The sequence below is a fragment of the Arthrobacter sp. SlRoot2-15 genome, assembly GCF_059739345.1.
This window is the reverse complement of sequence record NZ_AP046058.1, coordinates 451,471-477,994: the sequence shown is the minus strand read 5'-3', so window position 1 is coordinate 477,994 and position 26,524 is coordinate 451,471. Positions and strand designations below refer to the sequence as shown.

Sequence of the window (26,524 nt, the reverse complement as noted above, 5' to 3'; positions counted from 1 at the left end):
GGCCTGAGCCATTTAATAACCACAAACAAGGCCACCACCATTCAAGGTCGGCGGTTTGAGCTGCCGGTGCGCAGCGAAGGTGGAACAGCCCTGTGAGACTTGACACCGCGGGGCCGGAATGGCCCGCTGCCGTTAGCCGGGCGGAGACGACTCGCCTAGAATTGATTGAGATGTACGGACTTCGAAGCGCTTGATTTCGGGTTGCGTAGCGAACGAAACACGGAAACAGAGCGGCTGCGATTGCGCCAGTGGTCAGCTCATAACAGGAGGAATCCACCATGGCTGAGCACAACGACGGCAACCGAGGCGGCAACGACCGCGGTAACTTCGGCGGCGGACGCAACTCCGGCGGCGGGGGATTCCGCGGGACCAACAACTCCGGCGGAAACCCCCGCGGCTTCCGTGGAAGGGACGATCGTTCGGAGGGATCGCGCCCGTCATTCAATGACCGCGATCGTAAGCCATCTGGTGATCGTCCGTCGCGTGATGGAGATCGTAAGCCGTTCAGCGGTGGTGGCGACCGTGATCGTAAGCCGTTCAGTGGTGCTGGCGACCGCGATCGTAAGCCGTTTGGTGATCGTCCGTCGCGTGAGGGTGGTGAGCGTCGCAGCTTCGGTGGAGATCGTGATCGTAAGCCATTCAGCGGCGGTGGCGACCGTGATCGTAAGCCGTTTGGTGATCGTCCGTCGCGTGAGGGTGGTGAGCGTCGCAGCTTTGGTGGGGATCGTGATCGTAAGCCGTTTGGTGATCGTCCGTCGCGTGAGGGTGGTGAGCGTCGCAGCTTCGGCGGCGACCGTGATCGTAAGCCGTTCAGCGGTGGTGGGGATCGTGATCGTAAGCCGTTCAGCGGCGGTGGGGATCGTGATCGTAAGCCGTTTGGTGATCGTCCGTCGCGTGAGGGTGGTGAGCGTCGCAGCTTCGGTGGCGATCGTGACCGTAAGCCGTTCAGTGGTGGTGGCGATCGTGATCGTAAGCCGTTTGGTGATCGTCCGTCGCGTGAGGGTGGTGAGCGTCGCAGCTTCGGTGGCGACCGTGATCGTAAGCCGTTCAGCGGCGGCGACAACCGCAAGCCCTTCGGCAACCGCGAAGACCGTCCGGCCCGCAGCTTCGACCGCGGCGACGCCGGCCCCCGCCAGTTCGGCCGTGACCGCGCCGAAGACCGTCCCGTCCGCGAACCCAACGCCAAGGACCTGCGCAGCGCCAACCGCCCGGACCGTGAGCGTTCACCCCAGATCGACGAAGACGTCACCGGCAAGGAACTGGACCGCGCCACGCAGCACCAGATCAAGACCCTGGAGGACAACAGCGCCGAATGGGTGGCCCGCCACCTCGTCATGGCCGGCCGCCTCATCGACGACGAACCGGAACTTGCCTTCCAGCACGCCCTTGCCGCCAGCCGCCGTGGTGGTCGCCTGGCAGCCGTCCGCGAAGCTGTCGGCCTGACCGCCTACGCCGCCGGACACTACGGCGAGGCGCTGCGCGAATTCCGAACCTACCGCCGGATCAGCGGGTCCAACATGCACCTGCCGGTCATGGCCGATTGCGAACGTGGCCTGGGCCGCCCGGACCGGGCACTGGACATGGCACGCTCCGAAGAAGCCAAGGACCTCGACGCTCCGGGCAAGGTGGAGCTGGCCATCGTCGCCGCCGGCGCCCGCACCGACCTGGGCCAGCTCGAGGCCGCCGTTTCCGAGCTGGAAATCGCGCAGCTGGACATCAACCGGGCCTTCTCCTACAGCCCGCGGCTCTTCCGCGCCTACGCCGATGCCTTGACGGCAGCAGGCCGCGACGCCGAAGCCGGAAAGTGGCAGCGCCAGGCGGTCGTCGCCGAGAACGCTCTTGGCCTCGGCGTCGACGAGGACCCGGACATCATTGACCTCGGCTGGGACGAGGAGGAGGAAGCGCGCGAGGAGGAGCAGCGCCGTCGGATCCTGCGGGAGCAGGCTGCCCAGCAGTCCGCCGCCGCTGCCGGCGAGCCCGCACCCAAGTCAGCAAGCGCCGAAGCCGTCGCGGGCCTCCCGGAAACCGGAGCGCCGGCGTCCGCGGCACAGGATCTTGAGGCCGGCTCCGACGACGAAGAGCCGGACTTCTTTGAGTCCGACGACGCCGAATCCGATGACGATTCGGTTGAAGCCGACGAACTTGAGGCGGACGGGCTGGAAACTGGGGATGCCCACAGCCACGACTCCCGCGTTCCGGAACGCGCCGAGGACTAAGCGACCATGGCCGAAGCTGAGCTCATTTCCAGGTTCGATGCGCTGCTGGCCGATCTGGACGGCGTTGTGTATGCCGGCCCGCAGGCCATCCCCGGCGCCGTGGAGTCGCTGCAGCGGCTTAATGGCATCGGCGTCGGGCTGGGCTATGTGACGAACAACGCCTCCCGGTCGCCCGCCGAAGTGGCGCAGCACCTGCGAGAGCTCGGCGCCCCGGCCGAGGACCAGCAGGTGGTGAGCTCCTCCCAGGCAGCTGCCGAGCTGCTCGCGTCCATGCTGCCGGCCGGCGCCCGCGTCCTGATCACCGGCGGCGAGGCAATGGCCCGAGAAATCGAACTCGCGGGCCTGGTCCCGGTCCGCAGTGAGGCCGAAGACCCGGTCGCGGTTGTGCAGGGCTTCCACCCCGACCTGGGCTGGAAGGACCTCGCGGAGGCGGCCTACGTGGTCGCGGCCGGCGCACTCTGGGTGGCCACCAATACGGACATGTCCATTCCGCAGGCGCGCGGCATGGCGCCCGGCAACGGCACGCTGGTTGCCGCCGTCGCGGCCGCCACCGGCCGCCGGCCGCTGGTGGCGGGCAAGCCCGAGGCGCCGCTGTTCCACGCCGCGGCCAAACGGCTGGCCGCCGACCGTCCCCTGGTGGTCGGCGACCGGCTGGACACCGACATCCTCGGCGGCAACAACGCCGGCTTCGCCACCGTTGCCGTGCTGACGGGCGTCGACACGCGGGAATCCATCCTCGCCGCCCGCACCCTGGAACGCCCCAGCTTCCTGATCAATGACCTTACCGACCTGTACCGTCCCTACCCGGCCATCGAGCACGACGGCGACGGGCGCTACCGCTGCGGCGGCGCTTCGGCGGAGGTACTCGGCACCAGCCTGCGGGTCAGCGGTAACCCGGCCGATCTCGATTCCTGGCGCGCTGCCTGCGCCGCCTGGTGGGCCGCGAACCCGGAGACACCCACGGCCAAGGCGCCCAGCCTGGAGTGGTTGGATCACTAGACTGGACAGCATGACCGAGCTGAACCCCTCCACCGAGGCCCGGATCGACTGGCCGGAGCCCGCAGGCGAGTCCGCCGTCGGCGATCCGGCCGTCGACGCACTGTTGCTGCGCCTCGGTGACCTGCCCGAACTGCCCGTCGCGTCCCACGGCGAGGTATATGCCGGCCTGCACGACGAGCTGGCCGCGGCCCTCAACGAGGATGTCGCCGGGCAGGCCGCGGGGGAAACCCCACGATGACCAGACTCGACCAGGCCCTCGTCAGCCGCGGGCTGGCGAGGTCCCGCACCCACGCCGCACGGCTGATTAGCGAAGGAAAGGTCAGCTCGGGCGGCGAGGTGCTCGCCAAGGCCTCCCTGCAGGTCCAGGACGACATGGCCCTGGATGTCGCTACCACGAGCGAAGACGACTACGTCAGCCGCGCAGCCCACAAGCTCGCCGGCGCCCTGGACGCTTTCCCTGCCGTCGAAGTGGCCGGCAAACGCTGCCTCGACGCCGGCGCCTCCACCGGCGGCTTCACCGAGGTCCTGCTCCGGCGCGGCGCCGCGCACGTGGTTGCCGTCGACGTCGGTCATGACCAGCTGGTCCCGCAGCTCCGCGGCGACGCCCGGGTCTCGGTCCACGAAGGCCTCAACGTCCGCTACATGACCCCGGAAGCGATCGGCGGTCCGGCCTCTCTCACAGTGGCTGACCTGTCCTTCATCTCGCTGGCTCTTGTCGTGGCGCCGCTCGCTGCGTGCACTGAGCCGGGCGGAGACCTGGTCCTGATGGTCAAACCGCAGTTCGAGATCGGCAAAGACCGGCTGGGCCGCACCGGGGTGGTGACCTCCGAGCGGGAACGCCGCATGGCCGTCGCCAAAGTCGCGGCCGCGGCGATGGATGCTGGCCTGGATCTGGAGGGCCTCGCGCAGAGCCCGCTGCCCGGCCAGGACGGAAACGTCGAGTACTTCCTGTGGATAAAACGCGGGAACCCAACAGACCTGCCTAAGATCGAAGAGCGGGACGCAGCCGTCGCTGCGTTACTGGGAACGATCTGGCCGAAGTACTGAACGCACAAGCAGCACAAGACGCACTAGAAGGCGGAACCCGATGAGCAGGCGTGTCCTCGTCCTTGCCCACACCGGCCGAGAGGAATCCCTCAAGGCCGCCTGGGAAGCGTGCGCCCAGCTGCATGCCTCCGGCATCGTGCCCGTGATGCAGAAATCCGAGCTCGGCGATATGGTCCGGTTCTACGGGCGGCTGGACCAGCCCGTTGAGGTGCTGCACGACCACGTAAAACTTCCGGACGTCGAGCTCGTGATGGTACTCGGCGGTGACGGCACCATCCTGCGCGCGGCGGAGCTGGTGCGCGAGGTTGACGTGCCGCTGCTCGGCGTCAACCTCGGCCACGTCGGCTTCCTCGCCGAAAGCGAACGGGCGGACCTGGCCCAGACCGTCGACTGGATCGCCAGCCGCCAGTACACGGTGGAAGAGCGGATGACCATCGACGTGCAGGTCTGGGTCCGCGGCCAGAAGATCTGGCACACCTGGGCGCTGAACGAGGCCGCCATCGAGAAGGGCAACCGGGAACGGATGCTCGAGGTGGTCACCGAGGTCGACGAACGCCCGCTGACATCCTTCGGCTGCGACGGTGTGGTCCTCGCCACCCCCACCGGATCCACCGCCTACGCGTTCTCCGCTGGCGGCCCGGTGGTTTGGCCGGAGGTCGAGGCGCTGCTGATCGTGCCCATCAGCGCGCACGCGCTCTTCGCCAAACCCCTTGTGGTCTCGCCCAGGTCCCGGCTCGCCGTCGAGATCCTGAACCGCACCGACGCCCAGGGTGTGCTCTGGTGCGACGGCCGGCGCTCCGTGGACCTGCCCCCGGGCGCCCGCGTGGAAGTCACCCGCTCCGCCACCCCGGTCCGGCTCGCCCGCACCCACCAGACCCCGTTCTCCGGCCGCCTGGTCCGCAAGTTCGAACTCCCCATCCAGGGCTGGCGCGGCCCGGTCCCGCAGCCCGACTCCATCCACACCGGGCCCCTGCCGGTGGTACGCACCCCGCGGCCGATGCCGCCCCTGCCCACGCCGCCGCAGGCAGGGCCGCAGCTGCCCGAACCGCAGCCCGCGGACCCCGGCGCCCCCACCGATCCCTCGACCGCGAAGTGACCCATGCTTGAAGAACTGAGAATCCGCGACCTCGGCGTCATCACCGACGCGACGCTCCCGCTCGGCCCCGGCCTGAGCGTTGTGACCGGCGAGACCGGCGCCGGCAAGACCATGGTGGTCACCGCCGTCGGACTCCTCCTCGGCGCCCGGTCCGACGCCGGTGCCGTCCGCAGCGGCGCCAAGAGCGCCTCCGCCGAAGCCGTGCTCAAGCTCGACGCCGGCCATGCCGCGGTCAACCGCGCGCGTGAGGCCGGGGCAGAGGTCGAGGAGTTCGACGGCGGAGCCGAGCTGATGCTGGCGCGCAGCGTCGGAGCCGACGGCCGCAGCCGCGCCTACCTCGGCGGCCGCACCGCGCCGGTCGGCGTCCTCGCCGAGATCGGCGGGACGCTCGTGGTGGTCCACGGACAGTCCGACCAGATCCGGCTCAAGAGCCCGGTGGCCCAGCGCGAGGCCCTGGACAAATTTGCGGGGGAGTCCCTCGCCGGTTCCCTGGCCGCCTACCAGCAGCTGCACGGGCACTGGAAGGCCAGCCAGGTCGAGCTGGACGAACTCCGCAGCGCCGCCCGCGAACGGCTGCGCGAGGCGGAATCCCTCGAGGCCGCCCTGGCCGAGATCGACGCCGTCGATCCGCAGCCGGGCGAAGATGAATCGCTCAAAGCCGAAGCCGTCAAGCTTGCCAACGTCGAAGAGCTCCGTATCGCCGCCAGCACGGCGCACCAGGCCCTGATCTCCGAAGACTTCGGCGAGGAAGCCGACGCCACCACGCTGGTGGACGCCGCGAAGCGCACCCTGGAGCACGTCGCCGAACACGACGGGGAACTCGGCTCCGCCGCCGCCCGGCTGGCCGAAGTTGGATTCCTGCTCAACGACATCGCCACCGAGCTGGCCAGTTACCAGGCCTCCCTCGACACCGAAGGCCCGGAACGGCTCGCCGCAATCGAGGAACGCCGCGCCGCGCTGGCCAAGCTGGTGCGCAAGTACGCGCCCAGCATCGACGAGGTGCTGGCCTGGGCGGAGCAGGCGAGGGCGCGGTTCGAGGAGCTCCAGGACGACTCCACCCGGATCGAGGCGCTGGACGCCGAGGTGGCCCGCTCCGAAGCCGATCTCCGGAAGCAGGCCGGGGCCATCAGCAAGGCCCGGAAGAAGGCCGCCAAGGACCTCTCCGCCCGGGTCAGCGCTGAACTGACCGCCCTGGCAATGGCCGACGCCACCCTTGTCATCCACGTCGACCCGGGCGAGCAGCTGGGCCCGTTCGGCGTCGACGAGATCGCCCTCCTGTTGCAGCCGCACTCGGGTGCGCCGGCCCGGCCGCTTGGCAAGGGCGCCTCCGGCGGTGAACTCTCCCGCGTGATGCTCGCCATCGAGGTCGTGCTGGCCGCCGTCGACCCCGTCCCGACCTTCGTCTTCGACGAGGTCGACGCCGGCGTCGGCGGCCGCGCCGCCGTCGAAATCGGCCGCCGGCTGGCCATGCTCGCCCGGCATGTCCAGGTCCTGGTAGTCACCCACCTGCCGCAGGTGGCGGCCTTCGCCGACCAACACATCCGGGTCACCAAGACTTCCGTGCGCGGCGCCGACGGCGCCACGGCCACGGGCTTCACCTCCAGCGACGTCCAGCTCCTCGACGAGGCGGAGCGGGTCCGTGAGCTTGCCCGCATGCTCGCGGGCCAGGAAGATTCGGAATCGGCCCGGGCGCACGCCCAGGAGTTGCTGGACGACGCCAAGCTGCTGCCGCAGCGGGCCTGACCGTCCCGGTCGGTTCTTTGGGACTGGGATGACCATCACAACGGCGTTTTGCCGACCCAAGAAAGAACGAATTGATGATAGGCTCGAACTCCGTGGTGCAGCGATCAAATTCCCGTGTAAATTCCCGGTTCCCGGGCTCGTCCAAGACGACCAAACACATCTTCGTAACCGGTGGTGTGGCGTCCTCGCTCGGTAAGGGACTGACGGCTTCGAGCCTCGGTCACCTCCTGCGGGCACGCGGCCTGTCTGTAACAATGCAAAAGCTCGATCCCTATCTGAACGTGGATCCGGGCACGATGAACCCCTTCCAGCACGGCGAAGTCTTCGTCACCGACGACGGCGCCGAGACGGACCTCGACATCGGCCACTACGAGCGCTTCCTCGACGAAAACCTTGAGGGTTCGGCCAACGTCACGACCGGCCAGGTCTACTCCACGGTCATCGCCAAGGAGCGCCGCGGCGAGTACCTCGGGGACACCGTCCAGGTCATCCCGCACATCACCGATGAAATTAAGCGCCGGATGCGGCTGCCCGCCGAGGGCAAAAACGCCCCGGACGTCATCATCACCGAAATCGGCGGCACGGTCGGCGACATCGAATCCCAGCCGTTCCTCGAGTCCGCCCGCCAGGTCCGCCAGGACGTCGGCCGGAACAACGTTTTCTTCCTGCACGTCTCGCTGGTGCCGTACATCGGACCGTCGCAGGAGCTCAAAACCAAGCCGACGCAGCACTCCGTTGCCGCGCTGCGCTCCATCGGCATCCAGCCCGAGGCGATCGTGATCCGTTCGGACCGCGACGTGCCGCAGGCCATGCGCGAGAAGATCGGGCGGATGTGCGACGTCGACATCGACGCCGTGATCGGCTGCCCGGACGCGCCGAGCATCTACGACATTCCCAAGACGCTGCACTCGCAGGGCCTGGACTCCTACATCGTCCGTGCCCTCGACCTGCCGTTCAAGGACGTCGACTGGACCAGCTGGGACAAGCTCCTCGACGCCGTGCACAACCCCAAGCACGAGGTGGAGATCGCCCTCGTCGGTAAGTACATCGACCTGCCGGACGCCTACCTGTCCGTGACCGAGGCGCTGCGCGCCGGCGGCTTCGCGAACAACACCAAGGTCAAGATCCGCTGGGTCCCCTCGGACGAATGCGAAACCCACGAGGGCGCGGTCAAGTCCCTGGACGGTGTGGACGCGATCTGCGTCCCCGGCGGCTTCGGCATCCGCGGTCTCGAGGGCAAGCTCGGCGCCCTGAAGTACGCCCGCGAATCCAAGCTCCCGGTCCTGGGCCTGTGCCTGGGCCTGCAGTGCATGGTGATCGAGTACGCCCGAAACGTGGTCGGCCTCGAAGGCGCATCCTCCTCCGAGTTCGAGCCGGACTCCAAGTACCCGGTCATCGCCACGATGGAAGAGCAGCTCGACATTGTCGACGGCAAGGGCGACCTGGGCGGCACCATGCGCCTGGGCCTCTACGAAGCCAAGCTGGACGAGGGCTCCGTCATCGCCGAGACCTACGGCACCACGACGGTCAGCGAACGCCACCGGCACCGCTACGAGGTCAACAACAAGTACCGCGAGCAGATCGCCGCCGAGGGCCTGGTGTTCTCCGGAACCTCCCCGGACGGCAAGCTGGTGGAGTACGTTGAGCTTCCCCGTGAAGTCCACCCGTACTACGTGGCCACGCAGGCGCACCCGGAGCTCAGCTCCCGGCCCACCCGCCCGCACCCGCTGTTCGCCGGACTGGTCAAGGCTGCGCTGGACCACCAGCACGGCGCGGGCCAGCCTGCCGCCACGGCCGCCAAGGCCGCTGCCAAGACCACCCCGGCAGCGTCGAAGTAACTCCCAACTGAATCAAAGGACGGCGCGATGCCCGGTAAGTCTGAGACCCCCAATGCTGCACGGCAGGTTTCGGACGAGCCGAGCCCGCGCCGTCTTTTGTCTTCAGAGAAGGTCTACCAGGGCCGGATCTGGGATGTCGTCAGCGACAGCTTCCGGCTGAGCGAGGACGGTGAGCCCCTGGTCCGCGACTACATCGACCACCCCGGGGCCGTGGCCGTGCTCCCGATGAACGACGACGGCGAGATCCTGCTGATCAAGCAGTACCGCCACCCGGTGGGCATGGCCCTCTGGGAGATTCCGGCCGGATTGCTCGACGTCGAGGGCGAGGAGTTCGTGGCCGGCGCGGCCCGGGAACTCGCGGAGGAAGCCGACCTGGTGGCTGAGCGCTGGAACGTGCTGGCCGACTTCTTCAACTCGCCCGGCTCCTCCAGTGAGGCCATCCGCATCTACCTGGCCCGCGGCCTGAGCGACGTCCCCGGCCACGAGCTGCACGTCCGCACCGACGAGGAAGCGGAAATCGAGCTGCACTGGATCCCGCTCGAGGACGCGGTCCGGGCCGTGCTGGAGGGCCGCCTGCACAACCCGTCCGCCGTCGTCGGGATCCTCGCCGCCGCGGCGGCCAGGGCCGACGGCTTCGAAAGCCTCCGCCCGGCCAGCGCGCCGTGGCCCGCCCACCCCAGCCAGCGCTGATGACCGGGCTGCTGGCGGCCGGGCCCGACGTTGCGGAGCCGGCTGCGTCCGAAGCTGGTGTTCCCGCGCCTGCCGCGCTTGCTGCGTCTGCTCCGGTGCCGGCCGTCCGGCCGCTGACCGCCGTCGACCGGGCCATCACGGACTACCTGCAGCACATGGGGGTGGAACGCGGGCTGGCCGCCAACACCCTGTCCGCTTACCGCCGCGACCTGGCCCGCTACGCCCGGCACCTCGCCGCGGCCGGGCGCCGGCGTCCGGAGGAAATCACCCGGAAAGACGTCACCGGCTTCGTGCAGGCACTCTCCGACGGCTCCGACGGCGGTTCGGCCCTGGGCGTGCGTTCGGCCGCCCGGACAGTAGTCGCGGTCCGCGGACTGCACAAGTTCTGGGCGCTGGAGGGCGTCACTCCCACCGATCCCGCCAGCGACGTGCACCCGCCGATGCCCGGGAAGCGGCTGCCCAAGGCCATCACGGTGGACGAGGTCACCCGCATCCTGGAAGCGGCCGGCACGGACACGGCCACCGGCCTGCGCGACCGGGCGCTGCTCGAATTCCTCTACTCCACCGGGGCGCGCATCAGCGAGGCCGTTGGCTTGGACGTGGACGACATCTCGCTGCAGGGCGACGACGAACCGGGCCCCGCTATCGTCCGGCTTTTCGGCAAGGGTTCCAAGGAGCGGTTGGTGCCGCTGGGGTCCTTCGGCGCCCGCGCCCTGGACGCCTACCTGGTCCGGGGCCGGCCGCTGCTGGCCGCCAAGGGAAAGGGAACGCCGGCACTGTTCCTGAACGCCCGGGGCGGGCGGATCAGCCGGCAAAGCGCCTGGACCATCCTCAAAGCGGCCGCCGACAAGGCCAACATCACCAAGGATGTCTCGCCCCACACCCTGCGGCACTCTTTCGCCACCCACCTGCTCGAGGGCGGGGCGGACGTGAGGGTGGTGCAGGAGCTGCTGGGCCACGCATCGGTGACCACCACGCAGGTCTACACCCTGGTTTCGGCGGACACGCTCCGCGAGATCTACGCCGCCGCGCACCCGAGGGCGCTGGGCTGAGGCTCCTAAGGGGACGGCCCGCGGCTGCCGGCGGTTTGTCGCTTGCTCGTGGCCATCGGCCCGATTTCGCCTTGTCCCCGGCGTAATTTTCTTCCGGCGACGGCTTGTCTGAACGCTGCCGCGGTTGCTTCGTTAATTGTCGGTGCCTGCTTTTAGTGTGGGGTTATGGAAAGCGGAGCGGCTCGGAGTATGGACACCAGTGCGGAGACCGGTGCGGCGCTGGCGGCTCTTGCCGCGTCCGTTGCTGCGCTGGCTGCCGTCATTGACGACCGCGGCGGCCCCGCCGATCCGCTGCGGAGCCTGGCCGATAACTGCCTGGACGGGCTGGCCGAGGTGGCCCGGTGCGAGGCCCGGTTCGCCGCGTTGAAGGTCCGGCTGACCGCGGAGTAACTCGGCGCGGCCGAGGCCCTGGCGCCGCCGGCGGCGACGCCGCAGGACTGCACCGTGCGGGAGATGGCGGTGGTCTCCGAGGTCGCCTGTGTCCTGACCGTCAGCGAACGGGCCGCCGGGGCGCTGATCTCCGAGGCCCTGGCCCTGACGGCGGGGCTGCCGCTGACCCTGGGAGCCCTGCAGGCCGGCACGATCTCCTGGCAGCACGCCCGGATCATGGTCGACGAAACCGCGAATCTGGACCCCGCCGGGGCGGCCGCGCTGGAAGCGCATTTCTTGGACCCCGACGCGCCCAACCCCGCCCGCGGCTGCGCCGCCGGGGAGCTCGTCCCGGGCCGGTTCCGGGCGAAGGCGCGCGCCTGGCGCGAACGCCACCACCCGGTCAGCATCCAGGCGCGCCACACCAAATGCGCCGGGGACCGGCGGGTCGAATACGCCCCGGACCGGGACGGCATGGCCTGGCTTTCGGCCTACCTGCCGGCCGACACCGCCGCCGGGATCTGGGAACGAACCACGGCCGCCGCCCGCGCCCTGCAGGGCCCGGCTGAGGCCCGGACCCTGACCCAGCTCCGCGCCGACATCGCCGCGACGTGGCTCCTCAGCAGCGACGCTGACTCCCTAACGCCCGACGACGGGACGGGAACCGGTGGCGTTCCGTCGCCCCGGGCGCAGGTCCTGGTCACTGTTCCGGCCCTGTCCCTGCTGGGTGCCACCGACGAACCGGCAATGCTGGACGGGCACGGGCCGATCCCGCCGTCGATGGCCCGGCGCCTGGTCGCGGACGGCGCCGAGTCGTTCCACCGGGTCCTGACCGACCCGCGTGACGGCGCCCCGCTGGAAATCGGGCGGGCCAGCTACCGGGTCCCGAAGGCCCTGCGGCAATGGCTCCGCCTGCGGGACGGGAAATGCCCGTTCCCCGGCTGCAACAACGCCTCCCTCGACAACGAGGCCGACCACCTCCTGGCTTGGGCCGACGGCGGGACCACCGGCATCGCCAACCTCGGCCAGCCCTGCCGCAAACACCACCGCCTCAAACACGGCTCCGCGTGGAGACCCACCGCGGGCGGCAAGAACCACCCGCCAGGCTGGACCTCACCATCAGGACGGACCTACCCCAGCGAACACCAGGACTGGGAACCACCCCACTGGCCGCCGCCAGCCGTTGCTGCGCATATGATCCAAGTCCAGGAATTTGGGTGGGAGCTCGAAGCGGAACCACCCCCGGATCCCGGACAATACCTCGACCCAGGTCCGGAGGCCGAGCTGCCTGAGGACCCCCTACCGGACTGGCACCTGTTCGCGGCCGGGCACCCTGTGCCCGAAAGCTCCCTGCTGCCTTGCGCCTGACCGGCCCGTGGCGTCGCTAACGACAGGCCCCCTGGTCGCGCCGCCGGTTTCGTACCACAGCGACCGTTTCCTACCTGACCATCCGGGCGTCGACGATCCGTGGAGCACCCGGGTCGATCTGCTCCGTACCGTCGAACGCAAACCCGTTGCGACGATAGAAAGCGATCGCCCGGGGGTTGTCTTTTGCGACCCACAACACGGCCGCAGCATCGCCAACAGACGCGTCCAGCAACCCCTGTCCCACGCCAGTTCCGTAGTGCTCCGCCGACACGTACAGGCTGAAGAGTTGACGATCGCGGGGGAGGTCCTGGCCTTCCGCTCCGTAGCTGGGGCCGGCAACACCGAAACCGATGATCTGCGCGTTGTGCTCCGCGATTCTGATCGTCCAATCCGGGCGTGGATTCTCAAGAATCTGGTTCCACATCATGTGTCTGCCCTGGACGTACTCCGCGGTGAAGAACCCCTCGGGCAGCAAATGAGAGTACGCCTCCCGCCATGTGGCCACGTGCAGTTCGGCGATCAGGGGTGCATCCGGAAGCGTGGGTTCGCGCAAAGTGAAGGCCATCAGCACATCCTGCCAGAATCCTCGCCCGGTGAATGTTGTTATTGGTTCGTGTAAGAAAACCTGCCTGACGGGACACTTAGTCTTCAGGAAGAAGTCATCCGAGGTCCGGGGGAACCACCATGTTGGCTGCGAAAGAGCAAGCATTCATAGACCTGCACACCCAGCATTCCGCGCGGGTGTACAGCTACATCGCGTGCCGCATCAACGACGGGCACCGCGCTGAGGAACTTGCTGCCGATGTCTTCAGGATCGCCTGGGAAAAACAGCTCCCGGAGCCGCCGGGAATCGGGTGGCTCCTGGCGACCGCGCGAAACGTCGTCGGGAATGAGTACAAGGGCCGCCGGCGCAGACAGGATCTGGTGGAACGGCTCAAAGAGGAAGCCCGCACCGATGTCCCCGCACCACACCCCGAAGAACGGTCCGCCGTGGCGGAAGTGCTCGTGCAACTCAGGGAGCGCGACCGTGAAGTGCTGATGCTCAGCTACTGGGACGATCTGACCACCGCTGAACTCGCCCAGGCGCTGGGATGTTCGACGTCGGCCGCAGCGGTCCGCCTGCACCGGGCCCGCCGTGCGTTCGCAAAGGCCGCCCCCTCACACCTCATGACCGAACGGAAGGACTAGCCATGGACCGCATCGAACAGCTCATGAGGGATGCCAAGCCGCGGGTGGGAGCACCTGGCGCAGTCCCCGGAAGTCAGCAGGCCCGCTCGATTGTCTACTCTGACGACCCGAATGTCGTCAGCCTCGCAGGGCGAACTCCGGCGCGGCGCTCCGGGGCAAGGACTGGCGTCAGGACGGCCGCGGCGACCGTGCTCGCCGCCGCAGCGGTGGTGGCCGCCGTGGTTGTCGGCGGCAGCCTGATGCCACAGCCGGCGCCCGGGCCAGCACAGACCGGCTCCCCGGCCCCTGCTGTCTCGGCCACCTCCTCGCCAAACTCCCCAACGCCGTCCGCCGCCGTTCCCACCCCGACCCCCACGCAGGCGGCTTTGAGCACCGGCGGAGTCGCCTGCACTTTGGACAACGTGGACCAACAGCGCAGTGACCAGGTGCGGGCAATCATCCCGATCGCCCCCGCAGAACAGGGCTACTACACGGTGCTGGGCTGTGCCGGCGGATGGCTTGCCTACTCCATCTCCGATGACGGGATCAGGGCACTCCAGCTCGACGGCGGCAACGCCTGGTTCAAGATCGCCAAACTCCAGAACGGACGGTTCCTGTGCGATGTCCGGCAGCCGTGGTCCGACGTCCTGAACTGGGAGTTCCAGGCCACGAACAACGAAGGCCTCACGCCGCAGCAGGCTATGGACAAACAATTCGCGCAGAAAGGGATACCGGTTGAACTGCGCCCGCAGCTCGTGGGAGACGGGCCGGCCGCCGGGTGACTGCGGTCCACGGCGCCGGTTATAGGGTGGAGCACATGACGTCTACACCAGTCACCCTCTGCTTCCTGCTCCGCGAATCGGGGCGCGGCACCGAGGTCCTGCTGGGCCTGAAGCGGACCGGCTTCGGCCTCGGCAAGATCGTGGGCATCGGCGGCCATGTGGAGCCAGGGGAGAGCGACGCCGAGGCCGTGGTCCGCGAGGTCTGGGAGGAATCCGGCGTCGTGGTGCTCCAGGAGGACCTCGCCCACGCCGGCGTCGTCGAGTTCATCTTTCCCGCCCGGCCCGCGTGGAACATGTCCTGCCGGCTTTTCACCACCCGGCGCTGGGAGGGCGAGCCCGCCGAAAGCCCGGAAATCACGCCCGAATGGTTCGACGCCGCATCGTTGCCACTGGAGAGGATGTGGCAGGACGCGGAGCACTGGCTGCCTCCGGCGCTGGCGGGGGAGACGATCGACGTCGTTGTCGTCCTCAACGAGGACAACGAAACCGTCGCGTCGGTCAGGTACCCCTCTGCGCCCGGATGATCCGTAACCCCGCACCACCTAAGTTGGCGGCGCGGAATTACCCCGAATGCCGTCACGGGCCGGTAGCCTAGGGATCGACTCTCACACGCGGCAATCCGCGCTCTTCGTCGTTGAAGTCGGGAGCGGCACACTCACACTTTGGGGGCAGGGCATGGACTTGAGAGATCGCAACGCCGAGCGTTACAACGAAGACAGTTACGACGACGAACAGTCCCCAAACACCGGGGTTCGGCGGCGCCGGGTGTGGGCGGCCGTTGTCGTCGCCGTGGCTCTGGCGGCCGTGGCCGGGGGCGTTGCCCTGGCCGGAACCATGGGATTAGGGAAGCCGGCCCCCGCAGCAGCTTCGACGGCCGCTGTAGTCTCTCCCACGGCATCCGCAGGCATTTCGACGACGACGGCGCCCACCGCCGCGCCATCGGCGTCCGCGACGTCCCCCGCGGCCAACGCCTCCGTTCCGGCAACCGGGGCAGCTGCCGCCGGAGAATGGAAGACTTTCACCACCGCCGATTCGAGGGCGAGCTTCGAGTATCCGGCCGCCTGGCGTGTGTCCCCGACGCCCGGGGCTTCCGCCTACGCCGGCAACTCAGTCGACGTCGCCGATGAGGCCGGTGTGGTGGTGGCCTCCCTGACTTTTGGCCCGTCGGGCGGGCTGGGGGGCGCGTGCCAGGGCGCCGTTCCCTACACGGTGCTGGATACAGTTGAAGTCGATCTCCCGTACCAGGCCACGAAGGGGTCTGTCACGCCGAGGTTTGTCTTCCGCGCCCTCCAGGAAGCGGACCATGTCTCCGCCACCTACGGGCTGACCAACTCCGTGGCCGGGCAGAACGGCACCACCTGCATGTTCTACAACGTCGTCACCACCCTCGCCGACCCGCCGATGTACTCCTTCGCCGACCAATTTTCGGTCCGGGCGGGCGAGACGCAGCAAGACCCGGCCCGCAAGGGAGTCAAGTCCTTCCCTTCGATGGACGCCGCCCGGGCCTACATGCAGACCCCGGAGTACCTGAACGCGAAGCGCATGATCACCTCGCTGAAGTTCACCGCGGGCTAGCAGCGCCTTTAATCAACAAAAAGCGCGGGCCGGCCACCTCTCCAAGGTGGCCGGCCCGCGCTTTTACTCGTGGCAGGAACTACGGCACGTGCCGTTCCTCCACGCCGTTGTACTCGCTCAGCGGGCGGATCAGGGAGTTCGAGTCCAGCTGCTCCATGATGTGCGCGGTCCAGCCGGTGATCCGGCTCGCCACGAACAGGGGCGTGAACGTCGCGGTGTCGAAGCCCATCAGGTGGTACGTGGGACCGGCCGGGTAATCGAGGTTCGGCTTGATTGCCTTCGCCTCGTCCATGGCGGTCTCAAGCCCGTTGTAGAGCCCCAGTAGCTCCGGACGCCCGTAATGCGCGATCATCTTGTCCAGGGCGGCCTTCATAGTGGGAACGCGGGAGTCGCCGTGCTTGTAGACGCGGTGGCCGAAGCCCATGACCTTCTTCTTGTGCGCCAGGGCGTCTTCCATCCAGGCCTTCGCCCGCACCGCTGCCTCGTCGAGTGACTCCTCCTGCCGGATGCCGATCTCGTCGAAGGTGTGCATTACTGCCTCGTTCGCGCCGCCGTGCAGGGGGCCCTTGAGCGCTCCGATCGCACCCGTGACGGCCGAGTGCAGGTCGGAGAGCGTCGAGGTGATCACCCGGGCCGTGAAGGTCGAGGCGTTGAAGGAGTGCTCGGCGTACAGGATCATCGAGACGTTGAAGGCCTCCACGACTTCCTGGACCGGCTCCTCGCCGAACGACATCCACAGGAAGTTGGCGGAGTAGCCCAGGTCGTCGCGGGGCTCCACCACACCCTGGCCGTGTCGGCGCCGCTGGTCGTAGGCGACCACGGCCGGCATCGCGGCGAACAGGTCCACCGCCTTGGCCATGTTGGCCTCGCGCGAAGAGTCCTCGGCGAGCGGGTGCCGGGCACCCATTACCGAAGCCGCCGTCCGGCAGACGTCCATCGGGTGCGACGTCGTCGGCAGCGCGTCGATGACCTGCTTGACCACCGGGTCCAGCGCACGTCCCGCGCGTTCGCGTGCGGTGAACTCGGCCAGCTGCTCCTCGGTGGGCAGCTCCCCGTTCCACAGCAGGTACGCCACTTCCTCGAAGCTGCACTTGGCGGCCAGCTCCTGGACGGGGTAGCCGCGATAGAGCAGCGAATTGGTGTCCGGGTTGACCTTGGACACCGCGGTGTAGTCCACCACGACGCCGGCAAGGCCCTTTTTGATCTCATTTTCAGCCATGCTGAACTCCTTTGTTCCTAACGCCTGTTTACCGGCCGGGGCCGGCAGTCCGGTGGGGGTGTCAGATGCCGGGGATCTGGAAATTGAACACCCCGGTGTCAAAGCGGTTGTAGGCCTCGTAGTCCACAAGGTCGTAGAGCCGCGCACGGGTCAGCATGCTCGAAACCTGTGCCTCCTGGGTGCCGTCGGATTTGATCGATTCCAGAGTACGCTCAGCAGCGCCCATGGCACTACGGAGCAGCGTCACCGGGTAGATCACCATGTTGACGCCGACGCCGGCCAGCTCGTCCACCGTGAACAGCGCACTCTTGCCGAACTCGGTCATGTTGGCCAGGATCGGCACGTCGACGGCGTCGCGGATCGCCTGGAACTCGCTGAGGTCCTTCATGGCTTCCGGGAAGATCGCGTCCGCGCCGGCCTCCACGAGGGCCTTGGCCCGCTGCTGCGCCGCCTCCAGCCCATCCGTGGCCCGGATGTCGGTGCGGGCCATGATCAGGAAGTTCGGGTCCCGGCGGGCGTCCGCCGCGGCCCGGATCCGCTTGGTGGCGGTCTCCAGGTCCACAACGTTCTTGCCGTCGAGGTGGCCGCAGCGCTTCGGGTTGAACTGGTCCTCGATGTGAAGGCCTGCCAGGCCCGCGTTCTCGAGTTCCTGCACGGTGCGCGCCACGTTCATCGGCTCGCCGAAGCCGGTGTCGGCGTCGACGATCGAGGGCAGGTCGGTCATCCGGGCGATCTGCCCGGCCCGGGTGGCCACCTCGGTGAGGGTGGTCAGGCCGATGTCCGGTAGGCCCAGGTCATTGGCGAGGACGGCGCCGGAGATGTAGACCCCGGCAAAGCCCTTCTCCTCGATCAGCCGGGCCGAGAGCGGGTTGAACGCGCCCGGGAACTGCTGGATGGTCCCGGAGGCTAGCAGCTCCCGGAAACGGATCCGCTTCTGCTCCGGTGTGGTCTTCGAATACAGCATCAGAAGAGTCCCTTCGGTGCGGACGCCAGGTCGATCACGCCGTCGGCGGCCTTGATGTTGAGCTGGTCCAGCTCGCCGGCGGCCAGCTCGGGCAGCCGCGCGGCGGCGGCGAGGAAGCGCTCGATCTCTTCCTCGGCCACGAGGCCGGCGGCGAGGGTACGGAACTTGTTGACGTACTGCTCGCGGGCGAACGGCCGGGCGCCCAGCGGGTGGGCGTCGGCGACGGCGATCTGGTCGGTGATGACGGTGCCGTCTTTGAGGGTGATCTCGACGGAGCCGCCGAAGGCCTTCTCCGCGATGTCCAGGGAGTGGTAGCGGCGGGTCCATTCCGGATCCTCGACCGTGGTGACTTTGTGCCACAGTTCCACGGTGTCCGGGCGGCCCGCGCGCTCCGGGGCGTAGGAGTCGACGTGGTGCCAGGCGCCGTCCTGCAGGGCGACCGTGAAGATGTACGGAATGGAGTGGTCCAGGGTCTCGCGGCTGGCGGTGGGGCTGTACTTCTGCGGGTCGTTGGCGCCGGAGCCGATCACGTAGTGGGTGTGGTGGCTGGTCTTGATCAGCACGGATTCGACGTTGGCCGGGTCGGTGACCTCGGGGTGTTCGCCGTGCAGCTTGCGGGCCAGGTCGATCCACGCCTGCGCCTGGTACTCGGCGGAGTGTTCCTTGGTGTAGGTGTCCAGGATGGCGCGCTTGGCTTCGCCGTCCTCGGGCAGCGGCACGGTGTAGTTGGCGTCGGGGCCGTCCAGCATCCAGGCGATGACGCCGTCTTCGCCTTCGTAGATCGGCACGGGGGAGGTCTGGCCGCGCATGGCACGGTCGGCGGACTCAACGGCCATCTTGCCAGCGAACGCGGGCGCGTGCGCCTTCCAGGTGGAGATCTCGCCCTTGCGGGACTGCCGGGTGGCGGTGGTGGTGTGCAGCGCCTGGCCGACGGACTGGAAGATGGTCTCGACGTCGAGGCCCAGCAGGGTGCCGATGCCGGCGGCGGCGGACGGGCCCAGGTGCGCGACGTGGTCGATCTTGTGCTTGTGCAGGCAGATGGCCTTGACCAGATTGACCTGGATCTCGTAGCCGGTGGCGATGCCGCGGACCAGGTCCTGGCCGCTGGAACCGACGTGCTGGGCGACGGCGAGGATCGGCGGGATGTTGTCGCCCGGGTGGGAGTAGTCCGCGGCGAGGAACGTGTCGTGGTAGTCGAGTTCGCGGACGGCCACGCCGTTGGCCCAGGCCGCCCATTCGGGCGCCACGCGCTCCTCGATGCCGAAGACCTTCGAGCCCTTGCCGCCGGTGCTGGGGCCGTGGGTGAGCGCCTGGGCGCGGGCCGCGACGATGGGAGCGCGGTTCAGGGACGCGATGGCCACCGAGGCGTTGTCGATCACGCGGTTGATCACCATGTCGGTGACCTCGTCGGAGACCGCGACGGGATCCGCCGCCACCTTGGCGATTTTGTAGGCGAGCTGGTCCTCGCGGGCCAGGTTTTCCTCGCTCTTGTAAACGCGGACGTGGTGTTCCTTAACCATGGTTCTCCTTCTAGTGAGGTACGTGGGTGGCTTTGACGTGGGAAAGGCTGCGGTGCAGGTGCACGGTGGTGGCGGCCTCAGCGAGCCGGGGGTTGCCGGCGGCGATCGCTTCGGCAATGGCGGCGTGCTCGGCGGCGGCGGCGGTGAGGCGTTTGGCGTCGTCGGCCGCCAGCCTGCGGACCCGGACCAAGTGCACACGCAGGCTGCGCATGGCCTGGGCCAGGTAGGAATTGGAGATTGCGGCGTCGATGGCGGTGTCGAGCCGGCCGACCAGGCTGTAATAGTCGTGCCGCGCGGGATCGGCCCCGTTGATCAGTTCCGGCGCCCGCAGCAGCTCGCGCTGCAGCAGCTCGAACGTCGCTGCGTCGCCGCGTTCGGCCGCCAGCGCGGCGGCCTTGCCCTCCAGGGTTTCGCGCAGTTCGAAAAGCTCGTCGATGTCCTCCAGGGAGATGTCGGTGACGACGACGCCGCGGCCGCCGGCCGTCGTCGTCAGCCCTTCGGCGGTGAGCCGGCTCAGGGCTTCCCGGAGCGGGGTCCGGGAGATGCCCAGCCGCTCGGACTGCTCCACTTCGGCGAGCACGGTTCCGGGCGCCAGACGCCATTCGATGATGTCCTCGCGCAGGGCCGCATAGGCCTTGTCGCTGGCGCGCATCCTGACTCCTTCGTTGGCTGACCCCAACAGTGTATACACAATTCGAGTGCTGGCCCAGCTTTTTGTGTAGAAAGGGGGAATTACGCCGTCCACTGTATACACAGCTCTTGTGGAGGGACCCCCGCCGGGCTACCATGAGCTGCATCACAACGTCGTGGACGGGATTACTTCATGGTCACCAGCAGCTACCGGGACAGCTACGAACGCAGCGTTGAGCAGCCCGAGGAATTCTGGCTCGAGGCCGCCGAGAAAATCGCCTGGAGCACACCGCCGGTCCGCGCGCTGGATGCCGCCCGCGCCCCGCTCTATGCCTGGTTTCCGGACGGCGAGTTGAACACCTGCTACAACGCCCTGGACCGGCATGTGGCGGAGGGCCGCGGCGCCCAGGACGCCCTGATCTACGACTCGGCCATGCTGGGCATCCAGCAGCGCTTCAGCTATGCCGAGCTCACCGGCCTCGTGGCCCGCTTCGCCGGGGTGCTCCGCGGCCAGGGGGTGGGCAAAGGGGACCGCGTGGTGATCTACATGCCGATGATCCCCGAGGCTGCCATCGCGATGCTGGCCACGGCCCGGCTCGGCGCGGTCCATTCGGTAGTTTTCGGCGGTTTCGCGCCGAAGGAACTCGCCGCCCGGATCCGGGACGCCGCCCCCGCCGCGGTGGTCACCGCCTCTGGTGGGATCGAACCCTCTCGCCGGATTGAATACCTGCCGGCCGTCGCCGAGGCGCTTCAACTGGCCGGCACCCCGGAAATCCCCGTGCTGGTCAAGGCGCGGGACGGGTTCGTGGCATCTGCGGCGGACCATGCGGGCTGGCTGGACTGGGACGCGGCGATGGCAGCCGCCGAGCCCGCGGACCCGGTTGGCGTCAAGGCCACCGACCCGCTCTACATCCTTTACACCTCCGGGACCACCGGCGCCCCCAAGGGCGTGGTGCGGGACAACGGCGGCCACGCCGTCGCCTTGAGCTGGACGCTGGAGAACATCTACGACGTCGGCCCCGGAGACGTGATGTGGACCGCCTCCGACGTCGGTTGGGTGGTGGGACACTCCTACATCGTCTACGGGCCGCTGCTCGCGGGCGCCACCAGCGTGATCTACGAGGGCAAGCCGGTCGGCACCCCGGATGCCGGAGCGTTCTGGCGCGTGATCCAGGACCACAAGGTCAATGTGCTCTTCACCGCGCCGACGGCGCTGCGCGCCATCCGGAAGGCCGACCCCGAAGCGAACGTTCTCGGGCAGTACGACATCTCCAGCCTGCGGACCCTTTTTGCCGCCGGCGAGCGGCTGGATGCCGACACCTTCCACTGGGCGTCGCGCGTCCTCGGCGTCCCGGTGGTGGACCACTGGTGGCAGACCGAGACCGGCTGGGCCATCTGCGCCAACCCGCGCGGCCTGGACGGGCTGCCGATCAAGGCGGGCTCGCCAAGTGTGCCAATGCCCGGCTTCAGGCTGCGGATCCTCGACGGCGCGGGCGAGGAAGTGGAGGCCGGCACCGAGGGCAACATTGTCCTGGGCCTGCCGCTCCCGCCGGGCACCCTGACGACGCTCTGGGGCAATGACGAGCGCTACATCTCCTCCTACCTGCAGGCCTTCGAGGGCTACTACGCCACCGGTGACTCCGGCTACCGGGACGAGGACGGCTATCTGTTTGTGATGGGCCGCACCGACGACATCATCAACGTTGCCGGCCACCGGCTCTCCACCGGGGCCATGGAGCAGGTGATCGGCCAGCACCCGGCTGTCGCCGAATGCGCCGTGATCGGCCTCGCGGACCCGCTCAAGGGCCAGCGCCCCAGCGGCTACGTGGTCCTCAAATCCGGGGTGGACGTGCCGGAGGAGGTGCTGGTCAAGGACCTGATCGCCCTGGTTCGGCGCGACATCGGCGCCGTGGCGGACTTCAAGCATGTCACCGTGGTGGAGGCGCTGCCCAAGACCCGTTCGGGCAAGATTCTGCGCAAGACCATGCGCCAGATCGCCGACGGCGACGACTACGTGGTACCCTCCACGATCGAGGACGCCGGTGTGATCGACCAGCTGTTGGAGACGCTGCGGCCTGGTGCCGCGGGGGAGCGGCAGGGCCAGGTGTCCAGCTAGGACCCGGACCGGCTCCAGCGGTATTCGTTTTCCGGCCGGCCGGGCGCGCCGTAGCGGGCGGTGCGGGACACCGTGCCGGCGTCGGCGAGGTATTCGAGGTACCGGCGTGCGGTGACCCGGGACATGCCCAGCGCCTCCATCACCTCGCTGGCAGACACGGCCCCGGCCTGCTGTTTCATGAAGTCCTGGACGGCCTCCAGGGTGGACCCGGACAGGCCTTTGGGCAGCGGCAGTTCCGACGGCGCCCGGAGGCTCGCGAAGGCCTGGTCCACGTCGCTCTGGGATGCCCCGGCCCCGGCGCCGCCCGGTCCGGGGGAGGCCAGCTGCTCGCGGAACTGCCGGTAGCTGCGCAGTTTGTCCGCGAAGGTGGCGTAGGTGAAGGGTTTGATCAGGTACTGCACGACGCCGGTCGCGACGGCGCTGCGGACGATGTTCAGTTCGCGCACCGCGGTGATGGCGATGATGTCGGCGAACAGGCCGGAGGCGCGCATCCGGCGGGCGATGTCCAGGCCATGCAGATCCGGCAGGTTCATGTCCAGCAGGACCAGCTCGACGGGCTGCCCGGCGGCCGACAGCTCCGTCATCAGGCGCAGGGCGGACTGCCCGTCCGGGGCGGAGCCGGCCAGGGTGAAGCCGTCCAGCCGGCCGATGTAGGCCGCGTGGGCCGCCGCGGCAATCGGTTCGTCCTCGACGACGAGTACGCGGATGTCACTCATTGCTGTTCCTTCGCTGTCCCGGCGGGTTCATCGGCGGGTTCATCTGCGGAGCCTGCGGGGGCCGGCGCCGTCGGCAGCGTGACCCGGAACAGAGCCCCGGCCGGGCTGGTGATGCTCATGCTACCGCCCAGCCGCTGCACGGCCTGGCGGACCAGCGCCAGGCCCAGCCCGCGCCCGAAGGGCCCCGGGGCCTTGGTGCTGAAACCGTGCCGGAAGACGTCCTCCACCGCGTCCGGATCGATGCCGGGGCCGCTGTCCTCCACCGAGATCTGCAGGGCGCCGCCCTCCGAGACGACCGAGAGCTCAACCAGCCGCGGCGGCGGCGCATCGGCGGCGGCGTCGATCGCGTTGTCGAGCAGGTTGCCCAGGATGGCCACCAGGTCCTGGACGGCCAGCCCGGTCACCGCCGTGGAGCCGCCGGTGGTGAGGATCAGTTCGACGCCGCGTTCGTGCGCCTCGGCCGCCTTGCCCATGACGAGCGCGCCGAGCACGGGCTCCTCCAGGGAGCTGACCAGGTCGTCCGTCAGCCGCTGGCTCAGCTCCAGGTCCTTGGTGGCGAAATCGAGGGCCTCGGCGGCGCGGCCCAGTTCCATCAGGGACACCATCGTGTGCAGCCGGTTGGCGTGCTCGTGGGTCTGGGCGCGGAGTGCGTCGGAGAGTGTGCGCATGGTTTCCAGTTCGCTGCCAAGGGACTCGATTTCCGTGCGGTCCCGGATGGTGGCGACCGTGCCGTAGACCGGACCTGCAGTTTGGCGCTGGCGGGACGCGGGGGAGCGGGGACCCACCGCCGGGCCCTGGTTGACCACGAGCACGCGCTCGCCGGTGAGGTGGATTTCGTCCTGGGCGGTCCGGCCGGACTCGAAGAGGTCCTTGAGGCTCGGGGCCAGCGGCAGTTCGGCCAGGGACGGTGCCGCCGCGCCCCGTCCGCCCGCCGCGCCGCGGCCGGCCGGGGCCACGCCGTCGCCCGGGGCCACGCCGTCGACCGCGCGGGGCGGGACTCCGAGCAGCGCGGCCGCCTGGTCGTTATACATCACCACCTTGCCCCTGGGATCGATGAGGATCACCCCCTCACGGACCGAATGCAGCACCGATTCGTAGTAGGCGAACAGCTGCGCGAGCTGCTCCGGGCCCCAGCCGCGGGTCACCCGGCGCAGGTACCGGGCCAGCAGCCAGGAGGCCACCGATCCGGCCGCCAGCAAGGCGAAAGCGATCGCCAGCAGGGCCGGGAGCCGGCCGGAAAACGCGACATCCACCGTCCCCACCGTCACGCCCGCCGCCACCAGGGCCCGGACCGTGCCGTCCGCGTCCTTGACCGGGGCGATGGTGCGCACCGAAGGCCCGAGCGTCCCGGCCATGATCTCGGTGATGACCTCGCCCCGCAGGGCGGCGTCGATCGAACCGATGTACGGCTTGCCGAGCTCCTCGTCGCGGGGATGGGTCCACCGGGTCCGGTCCGGCGCCATGATCGTAATGAAGTCCGCGCGGGCGTCCCGCATCACCTGCAGGGCGTAGGGCTGGAGCCGCGCGGACGGGTCGGGGGAGGCCGCCGCCTGCAGGACCAGCGGGTTGTCGGCCACCGCGGTGGCGATCCCCGCCATCCGCCGGCCCGCTTCCTGGTAGGCGTGGTCGCGGGCGTCCACAAACGTCGCCGTGCCGACGACGGCGGTCAGGGCCAGCATGAACAGCAGGTGGGCCACGAACAGCCTGCGGGCAATGCTCCAGTGATGGATCAACGGCACCTTCCATGACCAATATGAACGCAACGGTGATGCGCGTCACTCCATCCCCAATGATGGAGGAACACGCAGAACGGACGTGATGCGCGCCCCAAGCCGCATCGAAGTCCAGCCTATCCAAGGAGAACACCATGGCCTCTCAACGAGGAGAGTCAGCGGCACCGGCCGCGGCGCCGGTCAAGCAGCGCAAGGGTCTGGACAAGTCCCACTACCTTTACATCGCGGTCATCGCCGCCGTCGTCCTCGGCGCCCTCGTCGGCCTGATGTTCCCGGAGGTCGGGAAGTCCCTCAAGCCCCTCGGCGACGGCTTCATCAAGCTCATCAAGATGATGATCGCCCCCGTCATTTTCTGCACCATCGTCCTCGGCATCGGCTCCATCGCCAAGGCCGCCACGGTTGGCAAGGTCGGCGGCCTGGCCCTCGGCTACTTCATTGTGATGTCGACGTTCGCCCTGGCCATCGGCCTCGTCGTCGGCAACCTGATCCACCCGGGTGAGGGCCTCAAGCTCGCCCCGTACGATCCGAACAAGAAGGCAGCGACGGACAGCACCGTCGACTTCCTGCTCGGCATCATCCCCAGTGACATCCCCGTGCTGCCCACCCTGCTCGCCGCCATCCTGGTCGGCTTCGCGCTGCAGAAGATGGGCCCGCAGGGCACCCCGATCCTGAAGGCCATCGGCCACGGCCAGGCCCTCGTGTTCCGCATCCTCATCATGGTCATGTGGCTCGCCCCGGTCGGCGCCTTCGGTGCGATCGCCGCCGTCGTCGGTGCCACCGGCGTCCAGGCCATCATCAGCATGGCCACCCTGATGATCGCGTTCTACATCACCTGCGCAGTGTTTATCGTTGTGATCCTCGGCGGCCTGCTCCAGGTCGTCTCGGGCGTCAACATCTTCCGCCTGATGAAGTACCTCGGCCGCGAATACCTGCTGATCTTCTCCACGTCCTCCTCCGAAGCGGCGCTGCCCCGCCTGATCGCGAAGATGGAACACCTCGGTGTTTCCAAGCCGGTCGTCGGCGTCACGGTGCCCACCGGCTACTCCTTCAACCTGGACGGCACGGCCATCTACCTGACCATGGCCTCGCTGTTCGTCGCCAACGCCATGGGCACCCCGCTGGACCTCGGCGCCCAGATCTCGCTGCTGATCTTTATGATCATCGCCTCCAAGGGCGCCGCCGGGGTCACCGGCGCCGGCCTGGCCACCCTGGCCGCAGGCCTCCAGGCCCACAAGCCGGAACTGCTCGGCGGCGTCGGCATGATCGTCGGCATCGACCGCTTTATGTCCGAGGCCCGCGCGCTGACCAACTTCACCGGTAACGCCGTGGCGACCGTCCTGATCGGCACCTGGGTCAAGGAGATCGACGGCGGCCAGGTCGAGCGGGTCCTCTCCGGCGCCGCTCCGTTCGACGAGCAGACCATGATCGCCGGCCACGCGGCCGAGCAGCCCGCTGCTGCGCCGGCTGCCCAGCCCGCACACCCGGTGCCCGCCAACGCCTAAGCACCGGCAGCACCGCTTTCACCTCACACCAAAACCGCCCGGACGCGCCACCCGCGTCCGGGCGGTTTTGCGTGCCCCCGGGATCCGCCGGAGCGGAACCCTCGACCTCTACCAGAGGGTCAGACGCGCCGGTCGGCGGTTGTCAAGGTCCGTCGAATACCGTGTCGGGGGCTGTAACCTTG

Annotated in this window: 22 protein-coding genes and 1 pseudogene; 16 read left to right on the top strand and 7 right to left on the bottom strand. The window is 68.7% G+C overall.

The window, feature by feature from the left end; translation table 11 throughout:
* The first annotated feature begins 278 nt into the window (after positions 1–278).
* From AC6I9V_RS02210 to AC6I9V_RS02165, 10 genes and pseudogenes are all read left to right on the top strand, one after another.
* Complete coding sequence (locus AC6I9V_RS02210; protein WP_497898172.1) at positions 279–2,216, top strand: hypothetical protein; 1,938 nt, start codon at positions 279–281, stop codon at positions 2,214–2,216.
* A gap of 6 nt (positions 2,217–2,222) precedes the next feature.
* Entirely contained in the window at positions 2,223–3,215 is a 993-nt protein-coding gene (locus tag AC6I9V_RS02205) for an HAD-IIA family hydrolase (protein WP_497898171.1), read from the top strand.
* A 10-nt stretch (positions 3,216–3,225) separates the two neighbouring features.
* Entirely contained in the window at positions 3,226–3,453 is a 228-nt protein-coding gene (locus AC6I9V_RS02200; protein WP_497898170.1) for a hypothetical protein, read from the top strand.
* Positions 3,450–4,262, top strand: coding sequence for a TlyA family RNA methyltransferase (locus AC6I9V_RS02195; protein ID WP_497898169.1), 813 nt, complete (start codon positions 3,450–3,452; stop codon positions 4,260–4,262). Before AC6I9V_RS02200 ends, AC6I9V_RS02195 begins: the two co-directional genes overlap by 4 nt.
* Positions 4,263–4,302: 40 nt before the next feature.
* A complete protein-coding gene (locus tag AC6I9V_RS02190; protein ID WP_497898168.1) occupies positions 4,303–5,358 on the top strand; it encodes an NAD kinase in 1,056 nt (351 codons plus the stop codon).
* Positions 5,359–5,361: 3 nt separating this feature from the next.
* Positions 5,362–7,101: a DNA repair protein RecN gene (gene recN, locus AC6I9V_RS02185; protein ID WP_497898167.1), complete on the top strand. Its 1,740-nt coding sequence runs from the start codon at positions 5,362–5,364 to the stop codon at positions 7,099–7,101.
* Between the two features lie 74 nt (positions 7,102–7,175).
* Positions 7,176–8,939: a CTP synthase gene (gene pyrG / locus AC6I9V_RS02180; RefSeq protein ID WP_349414777.1), complete on the top strand. Its 1,764-nt coding sequence runs from the start codon at positions 7,176–7,178 to the stop codon at positions 8,937–8,939.
* Between the two features lie 27 nt (positions 8,940–8,966).
* Complete coding sequence (locus AC6I9V_RS02175) at positions 8,967–9,629, top strand: NUDIX domain-containing protein (protein WP_349414776.1); 663 nt, start codon at positions 8,967–8,969, stop codon at positions 9,627–9,629.
* On the top strand, positions 9,629–10,681 hold the full coding sequence (xerD, locus tag AC6I9V_RS02170) for a site-specific tyrosine recombinase XerD (protein WP_497898166.1): 1,053 nt from the start codon (positions 9,629–9,631) through the stop codon (positions 10,679–10,681). Before AC6I9V_RS02175 ends, xerD begins: the two co-directional genes overlap by 1 nt.
* A 189-nt stretch (positions 10,682–10,870) precedes the next feature.
* Positions 10,871–12,418 (top strand): annotated as a pseudogene (locus tag AC6I9V_RS02165) (HNH endonuclease signature motif containing protein).
* A gap of 70 nt (positions 12,419–12,488) precedes the next feature.
* Here AC6I9V_RS02165 and AC6I9V_RS02160 read toward each other — a convergent pair.
* A complete protein-coding gene (locus AC6I9V_RS02160) occupies positions 12,489–12,983 on the bottom strand; it encodes a GNAT family N-acetyltransferase (protein WP_497898165.1) in 495 nt (164 codons plus the stop codon).
* Between the two features lie 119 nt (positions 12,984–13,102).
* Here AC6I9V_RS02160 and AC6I9V_RS02155 point away from each other — a divergent pair, with 119 nt between their 5' ends.
* The 4 genes from AC6I9V_RS02155 to AC6I9V_RS02140 all read left to right on the top strand — a co-directional run bounded on the left by AC6I9V_RS02155 (position 13,103) and on the right by AC6I9V_RS02140 (position 15,942).
* Positions 13,103–13,606 carry an RNA polymerase sigma factor gene (locus AC6I9V_RS02155; RefSeq protein WP_349414116.1) on the top strand — a complete coding sequence of 168 codons (504 nt, stop codon included), beginning with the start codon at positions 13,103–13,105 and terminating at the stop codon, positions 13,604–13,606.
* Between the two features lie 2 nt (positions 13,607–13,608).
* Entirely contained in the window at positions 13,609–14,367 is a 759-nt protein-coding gene (locus AC6I9V_RS02150; protein ID WP_349414115.1) for a hypothetical protein, read from the top strand.
* Positions 14,368–14,402: 35 nt separating this feature from the next.
* The gene (locus AC6I9V_RS02145; RefSeq protein WP_349414114.1) at positions 14,403–14,891 is read left to right on the top strand and encodes an 8-oxo-dGTP diphosphatase; all 489 of its coding nucleotides are present in this window, start codon (positions 14,403–14,405) and stop codon (positions 14,889–14,891) included.
* A gap of 151 nt (positions 14,892–15,042) precedes the next feature.
* Positions 15,043–15,942, top strand: coding sequence for a DUF1330 domain-containing protein (locus tag AC6I9V_RS02140; RefSeq protein ID WP_349414113.1), 900 nt, complete (start codon positions 15,043–15,045; stop codon positions 15,940–15,942).
* Between the two features lie 79 nt (positions 15,943–16,021).
* On the opposite strand, the gene AC6I9V_RS02135 is transcribed toward AC6I9V_RS02140, so the two are convergent.
* From AC6I9V_RS02135 to AC6I9V_RS02120, 4 genes are all read right to left on the bottom strand, one after another.
* Entirely contained in the window at positions 16,022–17,161 is a 1,140-nt protein-coding gene (locus AC6I9V_RS02135) for a bifunctional 2-methylcitrate synthase/citrate synthase (RefSeq protein WP_349414112.1), read from the bottom strand.
* 61 nt (positions 17,162–17,222) lie between these two features.
* A complete protein-coding gene (gene prpB / locus AC6I9V_RS02130; protein WP_138769677.1) occupies positions 17,223–18,125 on the bottom strand; it encodes a methylisocitrate lyase in 903 nt (300 codons plus the stop codon).
* Positions 18,125–19,645: an MmgE/PrpD family protein gene (locus AC6I9V_RS02125; RefSeq protein WP_349414111.1), complete on the bottom strand. Its 1,521-nt coding sequence runs from the start codon at positions 19,643–19,645 to the stop codon at positions 18,125–18,127. Before AC6I9V_RS02125 ends, prpB begins: the two co-directional genes overlap by 1 nt.
* A 10-nt stretch (positions 19,646–19,655) precedes the next feature.
* Entirely contained in the window at positions 19,656–20,297 is a 642-nt protein-coding gene (locus AC6I9V_RS02120; protein WP_349414110.1) for a GntR family transcriptional regulator, read from the bottom strand.
* A gap of 171 nt (positions 20,298–20,468) precedes the next feature.
* Between AC6I9V_RS02120 and AC6I9V_RS02115 the strand changes: the two genes are divergently transcribed.
* The gene (locus AC6I9V_RS02115) at positions 20,469–22,391 is read left to right on the top strand and encodes an AMP-binding protein (RefSeq protein WP_497898164.1); all 1,923 of its coding nucleotides are present in this window, start codon (positions 20,469–20,471) and stop codon (positions 22,389–22,391) included.
* Here AC6I9V_RS02115 and AC6I9V_RS02110 read toward each other — a convergent pair.
* Positions 22,388–23,107, bottom strand: coding sequence for a response regulator (locus AC6I9V_RS02110; protein ID WP_349414108.1), 720 nt, complete (start codon positions 23,105–23,107; stop codon positions 22,388–22,390). The two genes, AC6I9V_RS02115 and AC6I9V_RS02110, sit on opposite strands and share 4 nt — an antisense overlap.
* The gene (locus tag AC6I9V_RS02105) at positions 23,104–24,840 is read right to left on the bottom strand and encodes a sensor histidine kinase (RefSeq protein WP_497898163.1); all 1,737 of its coding nucleotides are present in this window, start codon (positions 24,838–24,840) and stop codon (positions 23,104–23,106) included. Before AC6I9V_RS02105 ends, AC6I9V_RS02110 begins: the two co-directional genes overlap by 4 nt.
* Positions 24,841–24,974: 134 nt before the next feature.
* Here AC6I9V_RS02105 and AC6I9V_RS02100 point away from each other — a divergent pair, with 134 nt between their 5' ends.
* Entirely contained in the window at positions 24,975–26,342 is a 1,368-nt protein-coding gene (locus tag AC6I9V_RS02100; RefSeq protein WP_497898162.1) for a cation:dicarboxylate symporter family transporter, read from the top strand.
* The last annotated feature ends 182 nt before the right edge of the window (positions 26,343–26,524 follow it).